The organism is Paenibacillus sp. FSL L8-0641 (assembly GCF_038006265.1).
GTDB lineage: Bacteria > Bacillota > Bacilli > Paenibacillales > Paenibacillaceae > Paenibacillus > Paenibacillus polymyxa_D.
The window spans coordinates 4867501-4888351 of record NZ_JBBOUW010000001.1 but is presented as its reverse complement, the minus strand read 5'-3'; the positions used below and the strand labels follow the sequence as shown (position 1 = coordinate 4888351).

General features: G+C 39.5%; 19 protein-coding genes (1 of these 19 cut by a window edge). All 19 read left to right on the top strand.

The genetic code is table 11. The features are described 5' to 3' along the window. Position 1: 1 nt before the first annotated feature. The gene (locus MKY16_RS22155) at positions 2-1078 is read left to right on the top strand and encodes a mannose-1-phosphate guanylyltransferase (RefSeq protein ID WP_340957010.1); all 1077 of its coding nucleotides are present in this window, start codon (positions 2-4) and stop codon (positions 1076-1078) included. 32 nt (positions 1079-1110) lie between these two features. Then, positions 1111-1608 carry a hypothetical protein gene (locus MKY16_RS22150; RefSeq protein ID WP_340957009.1) on the top strand — a complete coding sequence of 166 codons (498 nt, stop codon included), beginning with the start codon at positions 1111-1113 and terminating at the stop codon, positions 1606-1608. Next, positions 1605-2669 (top strand): glycosyltransferase, encoded by a 1065-nt coding sequence (locus MKY16_RS22145; protein WP_340957008.1) that lies wholly within the window; start codon positions 1605-1607, stop codon positions 2667-2669. Before MKY16_RS22150 ends, MKY16_RS22145 begins: the two co-directional genes overlap by 4 nt. A gap of 164 nt (positions 2670-2833) precedes the next feature. After that, the gene (locus MKY16_RS22140; RefSeq protein ID WP_340957006.1) at positions 2834-5455 is read left to right on the top strand and encodes an LTA synthase family protein; all 2622 of its coding nucleotides are present in this window, start codon (positions 2834-2836) and stop codon (positions 5453-5455) included. A gap of 56 nt (positions 5456-5511) precedes the next feature. Beyond that, a complete protein-coding gene (locus MKY16_RS22135; RefSeq protein WP_340957004.1) occupies positions 5512-6474 on the top strand; it encodes a glycosyltransferase family 2 protein in 963 nt (320 codons plus the stop codon). A 33-nt stretch (positions 6475-6507) separates the two neighbouring features. Next, on the top strand, positions 6508-6903 hold the full coding sequence (locus tag MKY16_RS26200; RefSeq protein ID WP_445744869.1) for a GtrA family protein: 396 nt from the start codon (positions 6508-6510) through the stop codon (positions 6901-6903). A 74-nt stretch (positions 6904-6977) separates the two neighbouring features. Continuing rightward, the gene (locus MKY16_RS22130; RefSeq protein WP_340957003.1) at positions 6978-9110 is read left to right on the top strand and encodes a DUF6311 domain-containing protein; all 2133 of its coding nucleotides are present in this window, start codon (positions 6978-6980) and stop codon (positions 9108-9110) included. A 14-nt stretch (positions 9111-9124) separates the two neighbouring features. Beyond that, complete coding sequence (locus tag MKY16_RS22125) at positions 9125-9868, top strand: sugar phosphate nucleotidyltransferase (RefSeq protein ID WP_340957001.1); 744 nt, start codon at positions 9125-9127, stop codon at positions 9866-9868. Between the two features lie 37 nt (positions 9869-9905). Further along, positions 9906-10454 carry a dTDP-4-dehydrorhamnose 3,5-epimerase gene (gene rfbC, locus MKY16_RS22120; protein ID WP_340956999.1) on the top strand — a complete coding sequence of 183 codons (549 nt, stop codon included), beginning with the start codon at positions 9906-9908 and terminating at the stop codon, positions 10452-10454. A gap of 96 nt (positions 10455-10550) precedes the next feature. Continuing rightward, positions 10551-11570: a dTDP-glucose 4,6-dehydratase gene (gene rfbB / locus MKY16_RS22115; protein ID WP_340956998.1), complete on the top strand. Its 1020-nt coding sequence runs from the start codon at positions 10551-10553 to the stop codon at positions 11568-11570. Position 11571: 1 nt separating this feature from the next. Next, complete coding sequence (rfbD, locus tag MKY16_RS22110) at positions 11572-12444, top strand: dTDP-4-dehydrorhamnose reductase (protein ID WP_340956996.1); 873 nt, start codon at positions 11572-11574, stop codon at positions 12442-12444. 191 nt (positions 12445-12635) lie between these two features. After that, complete coding sequence (locus tag MKY16_RS22105; protein ID WP_250240517.1) at positions 12636-13547, top strand: glycosyltransferase family 2 protein; 912 nt, start codon at positions 12636-12638, stop codon at positions 13545-13547. A 184-nt stretch (positions 13548-13731) separates the two neighbouring features. After that, positions 13732-13824 carry a putative holin-like toxin gene (locus MKY16_RS26195; protein ID WP_219727884.1) on the top strand — a complete coding sequence of 31 codons (93 nt, stop codon included), beginning with the start codon at positions 13732-13734 and terminating at the stop codon, positions 13822-13824. Between the two features lie 373 nt (positions 13825-14197). Continuing rightward, positions 14198-15106, top strand: a complete 909-nt coding sequence (locus MKY16_RS22100; RefSeq protein ID WP_340956989.1) for a glycosyltransferase family 2 protein — start codon at positions 14198-14200, stop codon at positions 15104-15106. Continuing rightward, positions 15103-16503 (top strand): undecaprenyl-phosphate glucose phosphotransferase, encoded by a 1401-nt coding sequence (locus tag MKY16_RS22095; protein WP_039271378.1) that lies wholly within the window; start codon positions 15103-15105, stop codon positions 16501-16503. Before MKY16_RS22100 ends, MKY16_RS22095 begins: the two co-directional genes overlap by 4 nt. A 106-nt stretch (positions 16504-16609) precedes the next feature. Further along, on the top strand, positions 16610-17482 hold the full coding sequence (locus MKY16_RS22090) for a phosphatidylinositol-specific phospholipase C/glycerophosphodiester phosphodiesterase family protein (protein ID WP_340956987.1): 873 nt from the start codon (positions 16610-16612) through the stop codon (positions 17480-17482). 126 nt (positions 17483-17608) lie between these two features. Further along, on the top strand, positions 17609-18319 hold the full coding sequence (locus MKY16_RS22085) for a heptaprenylglyceryl phosphate synthase (protein WP_340956984.1): 711 nt from the start codon (positions 17609-17611) through the stop codon (positions 18317-18319). A gap of 41 nt (positions 18320-18360) precedes the next feature. Continuing rightward, positions 18361-20685: a DNA helicase PcrA gene (gene pcrA / locus MKY16_RS22080; protein WP_029514509.1), complete on the top strand. Its 2325-nt coding sequence runs from the start codon at positions 18361-18363 to the stop codon at positions 20683-20685. Between the two features lie 89 nt (positions 20686-20774). After that, positions 20775-20851, top strand: the 5' end (the start) of a protein-coding gene (gene ligA / locus MKY16_RS22075; RefSeq protein ID WP_039271371.1) for an NAD-dependent DNA ligase LigA. It continues 1939 nt past the right edge of the window; 77 of the gene's 2016 nt are visible here — the first part of the coding sequence; its start codon is at positions 20775-20777; the stop codon falls past the right edge of the window.

The window sequence follows — 20851 nt, the reverse complement described above, 5'->3', positions numbered from 1 at the left end:
AATGACAATTACTTGTGTTATTATGGCTGGCGGAAAAGGGGAAAGGTTTTGGCCTAAAAGTAGAACCAATCTTCCAAAACAATTCTTAAACATTTCAGGGAATAAATCTATGATTCAGCAAACTATATCAAGATTGGAAAAAATGGTCTGTATCGATAATATTTTTATTGTCACAAATGAACTTTATGCAGAGCTACTGAAAGTTCAGATACCTCATTTACCATCTGCCAATATTATTGTTGAACCGGTTGGTCGTAATACTGCTCCTTGTGTGGGCCTTGCATCAATTATAATTGAAGAGAAATTCCCAGATAGTACAATGGTGGTTATTCCTTCTGATCATTTTATAGAGAATGAAGAAGGATTCATAAATATTATTAAAACGGCAGTTGATGTTGCTCAGGATAACTCTAACCTCGTTACTTTGGGAATAAAGCCTTCATATCCAGAGACTGGTTATGGATATATTGAAAGTACGAATGAAGTTGATTGTATAGACGGATTCGAAGTTCACAAAGTGAATAAGTTTGTCGAAAAACCTAACTTAACTACCGCACAATCTTATTTGGAAGCCGGGAATTTCTTTTGGAATAGCGGCATATTTGTGTGGAAAGTTAAAACAATTAGATCTTATATCAAAGATTTAATGCCTGAAATGCATGATATTCTTGAGACAATGGTTACTGCACTTTCGACTACTGAACGAGACGAGGTCATTAAGAGTGAGTTTCCTAAAATGCCTGAGCAATCCATAGACTATGGAATAATGGAAAAAGTAAGTAACATATATGTTATTCCTTGCGTTTTTGGCTGGGATGATGTTGGAAGCTGGACGGCATTGGAAAGAATTAATGAACTTGATGAGAATGGCAATGTCGTTAAGGGCAACACGTTAAGCTTGGATACCAAAAGATGTATTATCGAAAGTAACGGTAAATTAATTGCTACTTTGGGCATTGAAGACCTAATAGTGGTTGATACTGAAGATGTTACTTTAATCTGCACTAAGGACAAAGCTCAAGAAATAAAATTATTACTCAAAGAATTGAGAATGCAAAAGAAAGAGGAATACCTTTAATAGAAATCTTATAAAAGAGGGAGCATCTGAGGATGAAACATTTTGTTCCAGGTTATGCCACCTCTTTTCTATTGTTGTTCGCAGCTTTACGTTTTCTAAGGAAGGTGACTTCAATGAAAATTGAAATTTATAATGATAGAAGTGGTATTAATATTAATGAAATTGATAAAGAAATAAGAGATAATATCAGTAAGAAGAGTTATAAAGATGATTTTCTTGCAGAGAAAAGAGAGAACAAAGAGTCCGATTTGAATTTTATTTTGTTGGAGGATTACTCAATATTATTAGAAAGAACTTGGTACTATCATGCAAACACCCCACTTACTTCAAAACGGAGAATAGCGGGAAGATTAATAGTATTTATAAAAAAATGCATCCGTTTTTTATTGGGGTGGTATGTAAATCCGATTGTGCAAAAACAAACTGAGTTTAATGCTAATGTGGTTAAAGGATATAATGAACTAATAATACAGTTAAAAAATGTGGAGAAACAAATAAAGGATAGCCATATAAGTAGGGGACACGAATGATTAATCAACTCCTGCCGTCAATAAGTTATGGAGATGCGGTCAGTGACTCAGCTTTAAACATTATGAAACTTATCAGGAGCATGGGGATTAAGTCCAATATTTACGCACAACATATACATCCTAAAATGAGGAGATATGTAAAAGAAGCTTCACTATGCCCTAAAAACGAAAGTGTAATTTATCATCTGTCAACGGGAAGTGAATTGGCTTATCAAATACCAGAATTCTCGAAACAAAAAATTTTGTTTTATCATAATATAACACCCTCTAATTATTTTACTGGATACAATGATACTTTAAAAAAACGTTGCCAAGACGGACGTGACGAGTTGAATTTTCTTGCGGATTATATAGATGTAGCCATAGCTGCCTCTGAATATAACCGTGCAGAGCTTGAAAGTTTATCTTATAAAATCACATTAACGAGTCCCATTATAGTTAATTACGAAGACTACCAAACAAAATCTGATAGCAATCTGGAAAAAATGTTGAATCAAGATGATTGTACAAAGATTTTGTTTGTAGGTAGAATTGCACCGAATAAAAAACAAGATGATGTTATCAAGTCATTCTACTATTATCAGAAGTATATTAATCCCAAAGCGAAGTTATTCCTTGTTGGCTCCATCGATGGTACAGAGAGATATTATAATGAACTGAATATACTGATTAAAAACTTACAGCTAGAAGAGTATGTAACGATTACAGGGCATATTTCTTTTAATCAAATCTTGTCATATTATAGAAGTGCTGATTTATTTCTTTGCATGAGCGAACATGAAGGGTTCTGTGTTCCTATATTGGAAGCTATGTATTTTCAACTGCCAATTATATCGTATAAGAGTACTGCAATTACAGAAACACTGGGCAGCGGCGGTTTTTTGATTTTAGAAAAAGATTATAAAGTAGTGGCTGAACTTATCCAAATAATGCTGACTGATAAAGAATTAAACTCTAAATTAAGAGCAAATCAGTTGAATCAGCTACAAAAGTATTCAAAGGAGAATGCTTCTGAACAATTCAGAAAAATCTTTCTCGAATTTATAAAACCCGGTTACTAGATTGCTAATGCAAGTTATTAATTTTAGTGATCTTTTCAATGTATATCCTGGTCTCATCATCAAGTATTTTTGAAACATTGCTCTCTGTTTTGTATTATATTTTCTCTAAATCCTTACATTACAGAAATAGCTTTTGTTCTCACAGTCGTAGGGGGAGAAATTCTTTGCAAAGAAAAATGTACATTTTATTGACAACTCTTTTTTTAATAACTTTTGCATCTGGACGTTTTCTGTTAATAGCTAAGAAGAATTTTGACTATTCGTTGTTCGATATTTTAAAACCAACAATTATTGATATATTGTTTGCTGTGTTACTTATATTGTTATGCTATTGGCTTGGTAAACTAAACAGACTGTTGCCTTACGTTATAGCTATTTCCTCGATGTTGTTCTATTTTGCTAATATTGAATATATTTATGCAATGGATAACATACTTAATCTGTCGGATATATCGTATATTTCTGATAGTGAGTTTTTAAAGGGTTCGGCTCTGCACGTGAGTTTTCCGGTTTATTATATTCTAGTGGTTTTATCTTTAATTGGAGCGTTGATTTTTGGAAATCAGCTAAATAAGGGCGCTCATGAGGGTGAAAATAAGAAGTTGAGTGTTATTTTTTTAGTCGTATTAATTTGTTCAGAGGGTGTATTAGTCTCACTTTCTGATAATGATTGGAAAAACAATAACTTTGTATATGCGTCACTGAATAATGGAATATACTCAGTGATGAATAATGAGAAAGATTCTGGTAATCAATATTATCCTGAGAATATTGAAGAGAAAATAAATACTACAGACCTGATTGGGGAAGGGAAAGATTTGCTATTGCATGCAGCAACTGGCCGCAAGAATGTCCTTATTGTTACAATGGAAGGGATACCTGGGGCCTATGTGGCACAAACTCAAAAGCATCTAAACGTGGATAATCCGATAAAAATGAATAGCTTCAGTAAGATTAAAGAGCACAGTATAATTATTCCTAATTATATTACTCATAATAATCAAACAATCAGAGGTTTGTATTCATTTCTCGCTGGGGATTATCCTAAGTTAGACGCATCTACTCCTAAAGCTTATGAGTACATGAAAGACAGTGAGAACCAAAGGGAATTACTACCACAATTACTGAAAGACAGAGGATATAATACAGCATATATACAAGCTGCAGGATTAGAGTTTATGTCTAAAGATCAATTCATGAAATCCGCCGGTTTTGATACTGTTATAGGATCTGAAGGCTTCTCACATAATGAGGTTCCATTTTCATGGGGGATTGATGATAAAGCATTTTTTGAACAAACAGAGAGTTATTTGAATGATCTAGATAGTAAAGGTAAGCCATGGTTTGCAACTCTGCTTACTGTGGGGACACATCATCCCTATGCGGTTCCTCAAGATTACGAAGAGAAGTATCCCGACCGCAAAGAGGCAGCGGTCAAGTATTTAGATGATTCTTTATCAAGTTTTATTGATTATATAAACCATTCAGATTTTGCGAATGATACACTCGTGCTTTTTGTTTCAGATGAATCCCATGGTGTAAATGATCAGCCTTATGGTTCTAATTGGGGACTTTGTATCGCATATGCACCTAATATTGAAGGAACTATTTATAATGATAATGTCTTTGGGCATAAGGATATTCTTAATTCCGTATTAGACTATGTTGATTCAAAAGAATACTCTAATAAGAAGGGGAGGAGTATATTCAGAACTTATGGTAAAGATAGCCCCATTATGTTTGCTACTCATGTTAATGGTGATGTTTTTTACTCTACAGAAAAAGGTAAAGTTTATAAATTAGATAGTAAAAATAATTTATATGAAATTGATTCAGAGAATCATGAAATGTTCTCGGAAAACTATACTATAAAAAAAATCATTGATGAGTCTTTGAGAAATGATATTTCTCTTTATAAAAATTATATTAGTAAACCTTCTTCAGATAATAATGAACTGAATATTATTAAAAGCAAAACCTATGAGGTCAAAGCCAAGGAGGGGTATTTAATCACTGCTGGACAATATATGACTCTTCCTGATAAGAGTTATGTCAATATTGATTTCAATTATGAACTGCTTGATACAAAAGAGGGAGAGGGTTTGACATTTGAACTTAGGACCAATGAAGGGAAAATAATTAAAAAAACGGTTGATGGGGCCACGGGCAACAAACATCTACATTATCGTTTTTTTAATGATAAAGAGCAATCAGGTTATACATTTGAAATGTTTATGACGCCTTTTTTCAGTGACACTACTAGTATAAAAAAGGTGAATATAGATAATATGGTTGTATCTTTTGAGGATACGGATAAAGAATTAAAGAAAGGCCAATCTGATGCAACAGAATTTGATGTTTTCAAAAAGGGCGATGAAGAAACGAATAAGAATCTTATACCGTTTATGTCCACTTCTAAAGGCGGCGTAATTCTCACATCCAATAACCAAATATTGATAAATTCTAAAGATAGCAATAATTATTTAGTTTATGGTCCGTATTTATCTTATCCTAAGGGCAAATACACGCTTCAGTATAAATTTAAGCTCAATGAAAAGTATGTTTTAAGTGAACCGTTGTTCACACTGGATGTATCTACACAACAAGGAACTCAAATACCAGCGCAACGTTCCTTCACTTCAAAGGATTTGGATTATGATGGGCAATATTATATTGCGAAATTGGAATTTGAATTGAGCCAAGATATTTCTGATGTAGAGTTTAGATTCCATGGAAATCGAAGTTTGAATATGACAGTTACGGATGTAAGTACAACCAAAAAGTAAGAGGCTTATTGTTCTTATTGTTATACTATTCTTACGAAGAGAAAGTAGTGATACTTTTGAAAAACAATTTTAAGATTACTATTATAGCCCCAATGTTTAATGAAGGGGACAATGTCTTTGTCTTCTATGAAAAAATCTATAAAGTATTACAAGGATATAATTATGAAATACTTTGTATCAATGATGGTAGTAAGGATAATACCCTGGAAAAGCTAAAACAAATCGCGGGAAATGATTTTAACTTAAAAATTATAGATTTATCTCGAAATTTTGGTAAAGAAATCGCGATGACGGCAGGTTTAAAATATGCTAGTGGTGATGTTGTCATTCCGATTGATTCGGATCTTCAAGATCCCCCGGAATTAATACCACTGTTGATTGAAAAATGGCAAGAAGGTTTTGATGTTGTCTATGCTACAAGGCTAAAGCGCGACGGCGAAACATGGATTAAAAAGCTAACAGCGCATTTATTCTATCGTATTATAAAAAAAATAACGAAAGTTGAGATACCTGCCGATACAGGAGATTTTAGATTAATGTCTAGACAGGTTGTAGACGCATTAAACCAATTGCCTGAACGGCAAAGATTTATGAAAGGGTTATTTAGTTGGGTCGGATTTAGACAAACTAGTATTACGTATCACAGGGATGCTCGGTTGGCGGGTAAAAGTAGTTTTAATTACTGGAAACTTTGGAATTTTGCAATTGAAGGTATCACATCATTTAGTTTTGCACCTTTGCAAATTTCAACATATTTAGGTGTGCTAACAGCAATATGCTCTTTGGTTTACGCTTTTTATCTTATCGTGCGCACTATTTTTTTTGGGAATCCAGTGGCAGGTTATCCATCGTTGATGGTTGCCATTTTGTTTTTCGGAGGTGTGCAGTTGATTACTTTAGGAATCATCGGAGAATATATTGGAAGAATTTACAGTGAAACTAAGCAAAGGCCCTTATTCCTTGTAAAAGAAGAGATTAACCTTACAACGCAAATTAAATCAGTTGTGAAAAATTTTTAATAAAAGAGGTGGAGGGTTATTTTTTTAAAATATTTGCTTGTTGGTCTTATCAATACAATGATTGGGTTTTCTTCTGTGTTATTGCTCTTTAACGTGTGCGGATTTAATTACTGGGTTTCAAGTGCTTTAGGAAACACTATTGCTATATTAATGAGTTTCTTCTTAAATAGAAGGTTTACCTTTGGGTCTAATACTCAGATCAAAAAAGGTATAGTAAGGTTTATGATCGTGGCAATGTGTTCCTATTTAATCGCCTATCCTATAGGTTACTTTGCAGGATATATTTTAAAGGATATTTTAAAGGATATTTTAAAAAATCATGTTTTAATTGATAATCTGTCTATTATCATTTCTTCAGGATTATACACATTAATTGGATTTGTAGGACATAGAAAATTTACATTTTCTAAAAAGTTGGAGGTTATATGATTTATAATTCTATAGTTTTACGAACTAGTCTTATTATATGCTCCATTCTGTTAAGTGTTTTGCTGGTATGGAAGATGGGCGTTATTTTTTTACCTCTTGGTTTTTGTATTGGGTTAAGCCTCTTAGCCTTTAAAATTAATTCTAGTTCAAATAATAAATTCAAAAATTATTCAGTAGTGCTCGCTGGAGGTTTGTTAGGTGTAGCATTTTTTATATGTACTCTAAGTGTGAAATTATTGCAACCTTCCTATATAGGGTGGCTATTATCAGGTGATCCTGCACAACACTTTTTAGGATGGCAATTTTTTAGGAATCAGCCTTGGAGTTTCCCTCTCGGCGTAATAAATGACTTGAATATACCTTCTGGAACAACCATTACTTATACAGATTCCATACCCCTATTTGCATTTATATTCAAGGCACTGGGACCTATACTCCCCACCACTTTTCAATATTTTGGAATATGGCTACTCTTGAATTATATACTTCAAGGCCTGACTGGATTGTTACTAATGAGAAGGTTAACTAGCCATACGGGATTACAGATTCTCGGAACGATGTTTTTTATAATGAGTCCTATTATGCTGTGGAGAACAACTGGCCATGAAGCGTTAACAGCACATTGGATTATACTTCTTTCCTTGTACTTTGCCATTACAAGATATAAACATTTACGATGGCTGGCTCTCCTATCCCTAAGTTTACTTATCCATCCCTATTTGTTTTTTATGGTAATCCTGTTTTTTGGTGTTAAGATATTAGAAATGTTGGTAACTCGAGTTATCACTTTTAGACAAGGGTTATTATATTTGACTAGTGCTTTCATTATCGTAATAGTGATACTTTGGCTTATTGGATATTTTTATATTGGCTCATCAGGATCTATAGGAGGATTTGGTATCTATTCAATGAATATAAATTCATTGTTCAATCCTCAGGGCTGGTCTCATTATTTACTTAAAGATCAACCTAATGCTACTGAAGGACAATATGAAGGCTTTAACTATTTAGGACTTGGGGGCATTTTGTTGCTCGTTTGGTCAATGTATTCTATTATAGCTCATAAAACTACAGTTCCCATTAGAAAGTATGGTTGGTTACTGGTTGTAAGTTTTATTTTAACTTTAATAGCTCTCAGTAATGTTATTGCTTTAGGTTCTTCAATTTTGTTGGAGATCCCTTTGCCAGAGGTGTTATCCACACTCTTAGGTATTATAAGGGCTTCTGGTAGATTTTTCTGGCCTGTGTATTACTTAATAATTTTATTCTCTTTATATATTGTTATTAAAAACACTAGAACTCTAAGTGCCGCTATTTTGCTGGCTCTTGCCCTCATATTACAATACACAGACTTTTCAGGGAAATACCTTGAGTTGCATAAAATGTTTTCAAGCAACCGCACTTGGGATAATCCGTTAAAGTCACCTATATGGAATCAAATTGACAGCAAAAAGTATCATAATTTCTTATTTGTTCCTGGGGATATAAACAAACAATATGTTGCGTTTTCTATGTTGGCTGCCCAAAAAAACATGTCAATTAATGCTTTTTATACAGCAAGAGAGGATGAAAATAGAGAAAAATATAAACAGGAACTATTAGAGGATTTTAAAATCGGAAAATGGGATTCTAAAAGTATCTATATTGTGGATAACTCTGTACTCAGTTATGCGCTGAAAAACAAAAGTGAAAATGATGTTCTTCTTGTTGTGGATGGGTTTAATCTGTTAATACCAAATGGAAAGGTGGATGCCAATTTTATTCTTAATAAATTGGACGAACATGCCTTTGATTATCAAGTTGGTAGGACTATTAACTTTGGAATGGATGGAGATTCCGAGGCTTTTAAACTTCAAGGTTGGAGTCATACGGAAGAAAAATTCACTTGGACAGTAGGTAAGGAAGCTTCATTATACTTTTCATTAAACAAACTTGACAGGGATATGAATTTATTCATCAAAATGGGACCATTCATAGGGAATAATTTAAAAGGTCAACATATCATTATATATGTAAATGGAAAGATTATTTCAAACTCATTTATACGTAATCCGGGAGAGTATAAATTTCTAATTCCGAAAGAAGTCATATCGGATAACTTGGAAGTTACTTTTAAGATGCCAGATGCTACTTCACCTAAAAGTATAGATGTAAATGAGGATATAAGGATCTTGGGATTTTATGTTGAGTCTTTAAATATAAAGTAAAGGAATGATCAAAAATGAAAGGTATAATTCTTGCAGGCGGGACGGGTACCCGCCTTTTTCCTTTAACTAAGGTAACCAATAAACATCTGCTTCCTGTCGGTAAGTATCCCATGATCTTTCATTCCATATATAAGCTGAAACAAGCTGACATAACGGACATTCTTATCGTGACAGGTAAAGAACACATGGGTGATGTTGTAAATCTGCTTGGAAGCGGCCGTGATATGGGCGTAACCTTTACATATAAGGTACAGGACGAAGCGGGTGGCATTGCGCAGGCGTTAAATTTGGCAGAGCATTTCGTGGGTAATGATCAAATGGTCGTTATTCTGGGGGATAATGTGTTTGAGGATGATATTTCTCCGTTTGTGCAAAATTTTCGTAAACAAAACGATGGAGCTAAATTATTATTGCAAAAGGTTCATGATCCGCAGCGATTTGGTGTGGCAGAAATTCAAAATCAACGTATTCTATCTATAGAAGAAAAGCCTCAGCTACCTAAAAGTAATTATGCAGTTACAGGGATATACATGTTCGATCACAATGTTTTTAATATTGTAAAAACCCTAAAACCTTCGACACGTGGAGAATTAGAGATTACAGACGTAAATAATGCGTATATTGCTAACGGAACATTAACCTATGATATTCTTCAAGGTTGGTGGACGGATGCAGGAACGCATACTTCGCTTGCCAGAGCAAATGAACTTGCGCAAAACATTATATTTGGTGAGGAATTTGGTAAGTTAAAGTTGTAAAGCAAAGTTTCACAGCATTGAGGGAAGGACGTATAGCATGAAAGTGATACCTTTAAGATTGACAGGCGCCAGTGTAATAGAGCCAATTGTTCATGGTGATCAACGTGGTTTTTTTATGGAAAGTTATAATCAACAGGTTATGCAAGATGAGGGGATGACCCATACGTTTGTTCAGGATAACCAATCCCTTTCTGTTGACGCAGGAGTTATACGTGGGTTGCATTATCAATTAAATCCGAAGGCACAAACGAAACTTATCAGGGTACTCACAGGTGCTATCTATGATGTGATTTTGGACATTCGAAAAAGTTCTCCTACGTTTGGGCAATGGGTGAGTGTCATTTTAAGTGAGCATAATCATCGTCAGTTACTGGTGCCTAAAGGGTTTGCTCATGGTTTTTGTACACTTGTTCCAAATACCCAGGTGTTGTATAAGGTTGATGAATATTACTCTCCTTTGCACGACAGAGGGATACTGTGGAATGACCCTAAAGTGAGTATTGACTGGCCTACCTCCAAGGCGATACTGTCAGAGAAGGATAGACAGCAGCCGGTTCTGACAGATGCGGAAATTAATTTTGATTAGAAGCTAGTACAAATTAATACTTTGTATGCTTTTGAGTTAAGAAAATGAGTCAGAAGTCTAATATACTTTAGACATTGCTCAGCTTAGGAGGTCAGTATGAAACTTCTTGTCACCGGCGGCGCCGGATTTATAGGCAGTAACTTTGTATTGTATATGTTAAAACACCATCCAGATTACGAAATTGTAAATATAGATGCTCTTACCTATGCAGGTAACCTGGAAAATTTGAAATCCATTGAAAATAATCCCAAGCATAGCTTCATCAAATTAGATATTACCGACGCACAAGCGATTGACCAGCTGATGCAGCAGGGAATTGATGTGGTGGTTAATTTTGCAGCGGAGTCACATGTGGATCGGAGTATTTTGGAACCGGAAGTGTTTGTGAAAACAAACGTATTGGGTACGCAAGTGCTACTGGACGCAGCCAAGAAATATAACGTGACCAAGTTTGTACAGGTATCAACAGATGAGGTGTACGGTTCTCTGGGGGAAACAGGATTGTTTACGGAGGAAACTCCGTTGCAGCCTAATAGTCCTTATTCTGCATCCAAGGCAGGTGGCGATCTGCTAGTTCGTGCATATCATGAAACCTTCGGTTTACCAGTGAATATCACGCGTTGTTCCAACAACTATGGTCCATATCAGTTTCCTGAAAAATTGATCCCGCTAATGATCTCTCGTGCACTGAGTGATCAACAGCTACCAGTATACGGGGATGGCTTGAACATTCGTGACTGGTTGTATGTAGAGGATCATTGCAGCGCAATTGACCTAGTCATTCATCAGGGTAAACTGGGTGAAGTATACAATATCGGGGGAAATAACGAGCGGACAAATGTGCATATCGTCAAAACAGTATTAGAGGAGCTGGGAAAGCCAGAATCTCTGATTTCGTATGTGCAGGATCGTCCAGGACATGACCGCCGTTATGGCATTGATCCAACGAAGACCATGAATGAGCTGGGCTGGAAGCCAAACCACTCTTTTGAAACCGGCATTAAAGAAACGATTCGCTGGTATTTAGACAACGAAGAATGGTGGACTCGCATTCAATCTGGCGAATATCAACAATACTATGCAAAGCAGTACGGTTCCCGCTTGGGGGATGCGTAGAATGAAGGTATTGGTTACTGGAGCATCCGGCCAACTTGGTAAAGACGTAGTAAAGGTTTTTCAGGAGCAAGGACATGATGTCCTTGGTTACGATCGGGAACAATTGGATATCACGGATTTGGAGCAGGCTGTGAAGATCGTGGAACAGTACCAACCTGATGCTGTCATCCATTGTGCAGCGTATACGGCTGTGGATGCAGCGGAGACTGATGTCGACGGGGCTTATCAAGTCAACGCGGCAGGTACACGTAATATGGCAGTGGCTGCGGAAAAGGTTGGAGCCAAGCTGGTTTATATCAGCACAGATTATGTGTTCGATGGAACGGCAAAGCAGCCATATCATGAGTACGATAATACCAATCCGCAGAGTATCTACGGAAAGTCCAAACGGGCGGGGGAGGTATTGACCCAAACACTTTCCTCCAGGTATTTTATTGTTCGCACATCTTGGGTATATGGATTGTACGGGAACAATTTTGTTAAAACGATGCTGAAGCTTGGTCAGGAGAAGCCGCTCCTGCAGGTGGTGAATGATCAGAAGGGTTCACCGACCTATACGGTGGATTTGGCACGTTTTTTGGCAGAATTGGTTCAAACGGAGAAGTATGGCGTATACCATGCATCCAATAGTGGCTCCTGTACCTGGTATGAATTTACGCAAGCTATTTTACAGGATGCGGCGGAAATATTAGATGCCAAGATCACAGCGAAATTGGAGCCATGCAGCACAGAACAATTCCCCAGACCAGCAGCGCGGCCACGTAATTCTGTTATGGAGCATATAGCGATCCGAACCAATGGATTGAATGATTTGCGCGACTGGCGTGAGGGATTACGTGATTTTTTGCAGGAGTGTCTTAGTAAATCCGAGTAAATAAAACCTTATTATAAATATCAACAATCTCCCATCAGTTCATGATTGGGAGATTTTATTATATTAAAGCCTATGTTGATTAAGGACGATGAGCATTATAATGTATAAGCAGATGGAACCTATTGTCCCTCTATTGCACATTTTAAAAGAAGGAGGTCATTACTCTGAACAGACCTAACATACAAATTTTATTGTCTACATATAATGGAGCAGCTTATTTAGATGAGCAAATAGAAAGTCTCATCAATCAAAAAGACGTAGAAATTCAGATTCTAATTCGTGATGATGGCTCGACAGATGATACGGTTGCCAAGTTGAGGGCGTTGAAGCAACGTTATCCTCAACAGATTTTTTTATGCCTTGAGAGCAATGTAGGGGTTATTAAAAGCTTTTTTGATCTGATTCAAAGATCGTCTGAGACATTCGACTATTACGCTTTTTGTGATCAGGATGATGTGTGGATGCCGAATAAACTTGCTCAGGCTGTGGCTCATCTCAGGAATCAGGATGGGAGCCGGCCGCTGATGTACTGTTCTGCTACACAAATGGTCTCTCAAACATTGGAACCACTCAAAGTATGGCCAGCTGACATCCCCCGACCTGTATCCTTCTATAATGCTCTGATTGAGAATGTATGTGTAGGTTGTACCATGGTGATCAATAGAGAAACACTTGAGCTCGTGAAAAAGAGAATTCCGACTTCTTTGGATAACATTATTATGCATGACTGGTGGATTTACTTATGCACTTCCTCTTTTGGTGAGGTTGTTTTTGACCCCGAGCCGTCCATTTGGTATCGGCAGCATCAAAACAATGTACTGGGAGGTTCTACGGATGGCTGGGTTAGCAAGTGGAGGAAAAGACTAAGTAGATTTGCAAAAGGAAAAAATCGCTATATTTTAAGCAAACAAGCCCAGCAATTTATTCAACTTTATGGACAAGACATGTCTCCTCAAATGTACAAAGATATGGATCAATTCCTGGACAGCTACCAAAAGGGCGTATTTTCTCGTATGAAATATATTTGGCAGTCTCCATTTTATAGGCAGTCACGGTTGGACAACTGGATTTATAAGTTGGTTTTCATATTGAGGAAGTTATAGAGGTATGGAAAGAAAAATATTGAAACTTTTTTCCATATATAAGCGTCAAATAGTCAAAGGTGCAAATGAATACTAGATAAAATACCATCGAATGCGTGTTCCTTTATGGAAAAATATAGTATAATTGAAACGTGCAACCGATAGAGCTGGCAAGGGCGGTCGGCTAACTCTCCCGAGGAGGGGGGTGAAGCCTGTGACAGTGTTTGAGGCGCTCAGTTTAATGCTGACGTTCGGGGCGTTAATCGTCACACTGTTAGAGTTTAACAAACGAAAATAGACCGCCCCCGCAAGGAAGGGTCTATTTTCGGCCTGATTGTTCCAAAACCGTCCGCTCTTGGAGCGTTGGTTGCGCAGGGGCTGGCTGGCACCAGCCCTTTTTCCATGTATATCTTACCACGATGAATTTTAGACCTCAACCGAGGATTTTACAAAAATCTAATAAACGACTTCCAATGAACAATATATAGATCGAAAATGATTTCGTTTGTCTATATTTGCACTTTGGAGTGACAGGAATCGAACTTTGCATAATCCTTCTAAACTATGTAAGATTACAAGTTATGTGCTTTTTTGCGCCCCGTGGTCTACGCGGTATGCTATAATAGGCGATAGTAGAATAGATTACTGAATTTGTCAGGAGCGTTTTAAATATGGATGTAAGCATACTGGTCGTCAACTATAATACATGTCAATTGACGCTGGATTGTTTGCAGTCGGTATATGCGTCTAAGTCGCAGTACGGATATGAAGTGATTGTGATTGATAATCACTCTAGTGACGGATCTGTTGAGGCTATTCGTGCTGCATACCCGGAGATTACGTTGATAGCCAATAAGAATAATACAGGTTTTGCCAAGGCGAATAACCAGGGGATGGAAGTAGCCAGCGGGCGTTATGTATTGTTGTTGAATTCCGATACGTTGGTGCAACCGGACACGCTGGATACAATGATTCAGTTTATGGATACGCATCCGGAGATGGGGGCATCGGGCTGTAAGGTTATCTTGCCAGATGGCTCGCTAGATAAGGCTTGTAAGCGAGGATTTCCAACGCCGTCAGCTTCTTTTTACTACGCTTTCGGCTGGTCTAAGCGTTACCCGGATAACCCGAAGTACAATCAATATCAGCTTGGGCATCTAAGCCCGGATGATGAGTATCCAGTAGATGTACTGGTAGGTGCTTTTATGCTGGTGCGCCGGGAGACGATTGACCAGGTCGGGGGGTTGGACGAAACCTTTTTTATGTATGGTGAGGATATTGACTGGTGCTACCGGATTAAGCAAGCCGGGTGGGGCATTTACTACTACCCGCGCACATATATTATTCATATCAAAGGGGGCAGCGCTCGCCGCCGTCCTTTGAAAATTATTTATGAGTTTCATAGAGCTATGTGGGTATTTCATCGTAAGCATTATAAACAGCAATACAGTTGGATCACCAATATGGCTGTATATGCGGGGATTGCCGTGAAATTTGGAATGGCTTTCCTAAAAAATAAGTTGTCCGCACCGGTCAAGCCGGACGGCGGGGAACAATCTCATACTGAGGTGAAAGCATGATACGCAGAAATCAGCGTTTTTTAACCCAATTATATATTGTGGCGGATTTCGCGGTCATTCAGTTGTCCTTTCTGATCGCTTGGTTTTTCAAATTTGAAAGTGAATGGATCACCTATACAGAACCGCTTCCTATTCAAGTATATGGAGGCTGGAGCTTAATCTACGGCCTGATTGCCGTAGTGCTGGGGATGTTATTTTCGCTCTATTCGCCCAAACGCAAAAAACGATTTGCAGATGATGTATTTCGCGTCACCCAGATTCATATCGTTGGACTGTTCGTGCTGTTGAGTGTGATGTTCTTCGTGAAACAAATTGATATCTCGCGGTCCTATCTGGCAATCTATATGGTTGGAAACGTGCTGCTTATTTTGTTTTATCGATTTTTCTTGAAGCAAGTTCTTAAAGCTCTCCGTCAAAAAGGGTACAACAAACAATTCATGCTTATTCTTGGGGCGGGTACTCTAGGCCAGCGATTTTATCATAACCTTGGACAGTATCCTGATCTGGGATACGAGGTAGTGGGTTTTCTGGATGATAAGCGGCATTGGAGTGAAGAGGAAGAGGCGCATTTCCGCCCGATTCTTGGAGGCTTAGATCAATTGGAGGCTACGCTGTCGCGTCTGATGATTGACGAGGTCATTCTGGCGCTGCCGCTGGATGCTCATGATAAGTACCCCAAGATTATCAACATGTGTGAAAAGGCTGGAGTGCGCACGCTTATAATCCCCGACTTTTTCGATTATTTGCCGGCTCGCCCGTACTTTGATAACTTTGCAGGTATGCCGATGATCAATGTGCGGGATATTCCACTGGATGTAGCGGGGAATCGATTGTTTAAGCGCCTATTCGATATTTTATTCTCTTTATTCGCGATTCTCCTGACCTCTCCGATCATGCTAGCAGTAGCGATTGGTGTGATGATTACATCCAGAGGGCCAATCATTTTTAAGCAGGAGCGGGTAGGCTTGAATCGTCGCACCTTCCGAATGTACAAATTTCGTTCGATGAAGGTGTTACCACCTGGAACTGAAGATACGGGCTGGACGACTGCTAATGACCCAAGACGCACACGTTTTGGTACTTTTATTCGTAAAACGAGTCTCGACGAGCTGCCGCAGTTTTTCAACGTTCTGCTGGGTGATATGAGTGTCGTTGGTCCACGCCCAGAGCGGCCCTATTATGTGGATCAGTTCCGTGAGGAAATTCCAAAATACATGGTGAAGCATCATGTTCGTCCCGGAATCACAGGCTGGGCACAGAGCAACGGGTTGCGCGGAGATACATCTATTGAGGAACGGATTAAACATGACATCTTCTATATTGAGAATTGGTCGCTCTTATTCGATATTAAAATTATTTTTCGTACGATTCGCAACGGTTTCAAGAACGCGTATTAATTTAGAGTCACCCTTCGGTTTAGCCGGAGGGTGCTTTTGCGTCTGGCAGTTGTTTTGAGCATGCGTATGTGGGGTATTGACCTTTACGAAAAGGATGTGACACCCTATGAAACGACTGATTGCTGCGGTCATTCTTTTAATGTTAACCGGCACATTTTTACTGGCTTACAAAGGGCAATCTACAGAAGAACAGACTGACTTTACCACGCACCGCGTAATTTCGCATGCCATGGGAGCCGTTAATGGTTTGGCCTATACTAATGCGCGTGAAGCGTTTGTGGAAAATTATAAAAAAGGCAGCCGCGTATTCGAGGTCGACCTGATGTTTACTTCGGATGGACAATTGGTGGCGCGCCATGAATGGACAGAATCTTTTACAGAGCAAATGCAACAGGAACACGCAGTTGCTACAGAACAGGGAGGAAAACCTTGGAGCTATCATCAATTCAAGAACACCCCCATACACGGTTCTTATACCCCAGTAGATTGGAAGGATGTATTGGATTTATTGGAAACATACCCGGATGCTTATATTGTGACCGATACGAAAGAACAGGACCCTGCCCAGATCAAACAGTTGTTTGCACAACTGACCCGTCAGGCGCAGGAGAAAAACCCCGAGCTTTTGTCTCGTATTGTTCCCCAAATTTATAATGAAGAAATGCTGCAAATGTTGCGGAGTATTTATCCCTATCCATCCGTTATTTATACGCTCTACGCCACAGAGGATAAAGATGACCAGATCATTCGATTTGTACAACAAAATGATATAACGGCCGTAACTTTACCAGAGAATCGGGTGAGTGGTGCTCTAGTGGAAAGTTTGCGTCAGGCCGGAGCGGTATGCTACGTAAATACCATTAATGAGTTGAAGGATGCGGCTGAGTATGAACAGATGGGTGTGCAAGGTTTCTATACAGATATTTTAACGGAAAAAGAACTTAGTAAACGCAGTTGGTTGTATGCGCTACGCCCCTAAGCTGTCTGAACGGGGTGTTCCCATTTGATACGAACATTGACACCTTTTAAGCACTGTCATAGACTTAGCATAGAACGCTTTTGGATATTGGAATTCGGTTCGACTGGATCATGACAAAAGCAATGGATGCTGGAGGAATGTGTGTTGGCAGATTCAATTCAATCATGGAGGCATGTGTTTAAGCTTGATCCTGAAAAGGAACTGGATGATGAGGCACTTGACGCCGTGTGTATGTCTGGTACGGATGCGATTATGGTAGGAGGTTCATCGGGCGTTACCTATGAAAATACGGTGGATTTGCTGTCGCGGGTTCGGCGTTATGAGGTGCCGTGTGTGCTTGAGGTGTCCGATCTGGAGGCTGTAGTGCCAGGGTTTGATCTATATATGATTCCTATGGTACTGAATACCGCTGACAGTAATTGGATTCTAGGACAGCACCAACGTGCGATTGAACAGTTTGGTTATATGATCCCTTGGGATTTGCTTGTGACGGAAGGATATATTGTTTTGAACGGTGATTCTACAGTCGCTAAGCTTACCGGAGCAAATACTTCGTTGGATACTTCATCTGCCACCTCATATGCACAGATTGCTGACAAGCTCATGCATCTGCCGATTGTATATGTGGAATATAGCGGTGCTTTTGGGGATATGGAGCTGGTGCAAAAAATCCATCGCAGTACAGAGCACTCTCGTGTCCTATACGGGGGAGGAATCGTGGATAAATCTACCGCGTTACAAGCGGCTGCTGTTTGTGACACCATTGTAGTAGGAAACATCATTTATCGTGACTTGGCGAAGGCGCTGGAGACGATAGCTGTGAAATTGGAAGTATAGAACGTGATTTTATGGAAGTTCAGGGAAAGGAGCATGCACGCATGCAATCAATAGATATACACGAGGCGGTAGCTCGCCTTAATCCACCTCAGCGTCAGGCTGTGGAGGCGGTAGATGGCCCACTGCTGATTATGGCTGGCGCAGGCAGTGGTAAAACACGGGTGCTCACGCACCGAATAGCTTACCTCATCGCGACCCGCAAGACGGCTCCATGGGGTATTTTGGCGATTACCTTTACGAACAAGGCCGCGCGTGAGATGCAGGATCGCGTATCCAAGCTGATTGGCCCACAGGGAAGAGATGTGTGGGTATCCACCTTCCACTCGATGTGTGTGCGTATTTTACGTCGGGATATCGAGCGGATTGGATTTACCTCGAATTTCAGCATTTTGGATTCTACGGATCAATTGTCTGTCATTCGGAGCTGCATGAAGGATCTGAATATAGACACCAAAAAATTTGAACCCAAAGCGGTTCAGTCTATGATGAGTACGGCAAAAAATGAACTGGTCACTCCCGAAATGTATGAGCGCAAGATTGGCGACTATTTTGAAGGGATTGTGGCGAAGGTATATACCAAGTACCAACAGCGGCTCAAAAACAACAACTCTCTTGATTTTGATGATTTGATCATGGCAACGATTCAGCTGTTTAAAGAAGTACCTGAGGTACTGGACTTCTACCAGAAGAAATTTCAATACATTCATGTTGATGAATATCAGGATACAAACCGTGCGCAGTACATGCTGTGCAAAATGCTGGCCGACAAGCATCACCGGATTTGCGTAGTAGGTGACAGTGACCAATCCATCTATCGGTGGCGAGGTGCCGATATTAGCAACATTTTGAATTTTGAAGAGGACTACCCGGAAGCGCGTACCATTTTGCTGGAGCAGAACTACCGGTCCACCTCGAATATTCTCAATGCTGCCAATGAAGTCATTGGTCAAAATACAGGCCGCAAGCCGAAAAAACTATGGACTGACAAAGAAGGCGGCGCCAAGATTAAGGTTTACCGTGCTGATTCTGAACATGATGAGGGCTACTTTATCGCCTCCGAAATTCATAAGAATATTAAAGCGGGCAAAACCTATAGCCATCATGCCATTTTGTACCGTACGAATGCTCAGTCTCGGGTTGTCGAGGAAATTCTGATTAAATCAGATATTCCTTATCAGATCGTGGGCGGTATCAAGTTCTATGATCGGAAGGAAATTAAGGATTTGCTGGCGTATCTTCGCCTGCTCTCCAATCCTGACGACGACATCAGTTTGATCCGAATCATTAATGTGCCAAAACGAAGCATCGGAGACACAACTGTCGGCAAATTGCAGGCAGCTGCAGCGGAACGTGGAGTTTCGATTTTCCGTGTCCTTCAAGTGGTAGATGATTTGGGCTTTGCAGGACGTACGCGTAATGCGTTGGTAGAGTTTTACGATATGATCGAAGGTTTAAGTCGTATGGTAGACTACCTGTCGGTTACCGAGTTAACAGAAAAAATGCTGGAAACCACCCAATATCGATTGGAACTGCAAAACGAGAATACACTCGAGTCACGCTCGCGTTTGGAGAATATTGATGAGTTCCTGTCGGTAACCATGGAATTTGAAAAAGGTGCGGAAGACAAGTCACTCGTCTCCTTCCTGACCGACCTTGCGCTGATTGCTGATATTGATTCCATGAATGACGACGAAGAAGAGCAAAGCGATGCGGTTGTATTGATGACCATGCATAGCGCCAAAGGTCTGGAGTTTCCCATTGTATTTATTGTCGGTATGGAGGAGGGAGTGTTCCCTCATAGTCGTGCCTTTCTGGATAACGAAGAACTGGAAGAAGAGCGCAGATTGGCGTATGTCGGCATAACCCGTGCAGAGGAGCAACTGTTCCTTACATGTGCACAGATGCGCACTTTGTTTGGACGCACCACGGCTAACCCGCCTTCCCGCTTTCTCGAAGAGATTCCAGACGAGTTAAAAGAGGATACGATCATCAAACGTGACCGCTATCGTCGTTCAGGCAATGTAGGCGGATCTTATGGTGGGCGCGGACTGAATAAAGGTAGTGGCAGCAACTTTGGTGGAGAACGCTCGTTTGATACGATGAGCCGCAGTGGTTCGTCCGCTTCCGCGTCACCCCGCGTAACCGTAACGACATCTTCATCCGCGAAACCGACTCCGGCTGCTTCGGCAGGAGGCCCCTCCATTTTTGCTGCTGGAGACAAGGTGCAGCATGGCAAATGGGGAATTGGAACCATTGTAGCTGTAAAAGGGACTGGCAATGATATGGAACTTCAAATTGCTTTCCCGGCTCCGGTAGGGGTTAAACGACTGCTGGCTGGCTTTGCACCTATTACAAAAGTAGAATAAATCTCAAACATCATTAAATCTCGAACCTCATGAGTGGCAGTTTGGCTTAGGCCTCTGCCCTGATGAAGTTCCCGGAGGGATACGCCTGCATGAACCCAATGCACAGAATGGAGCAGCTTGTTGCTGAACTGAACACATATAACTATCATTACTACACACTGGATGA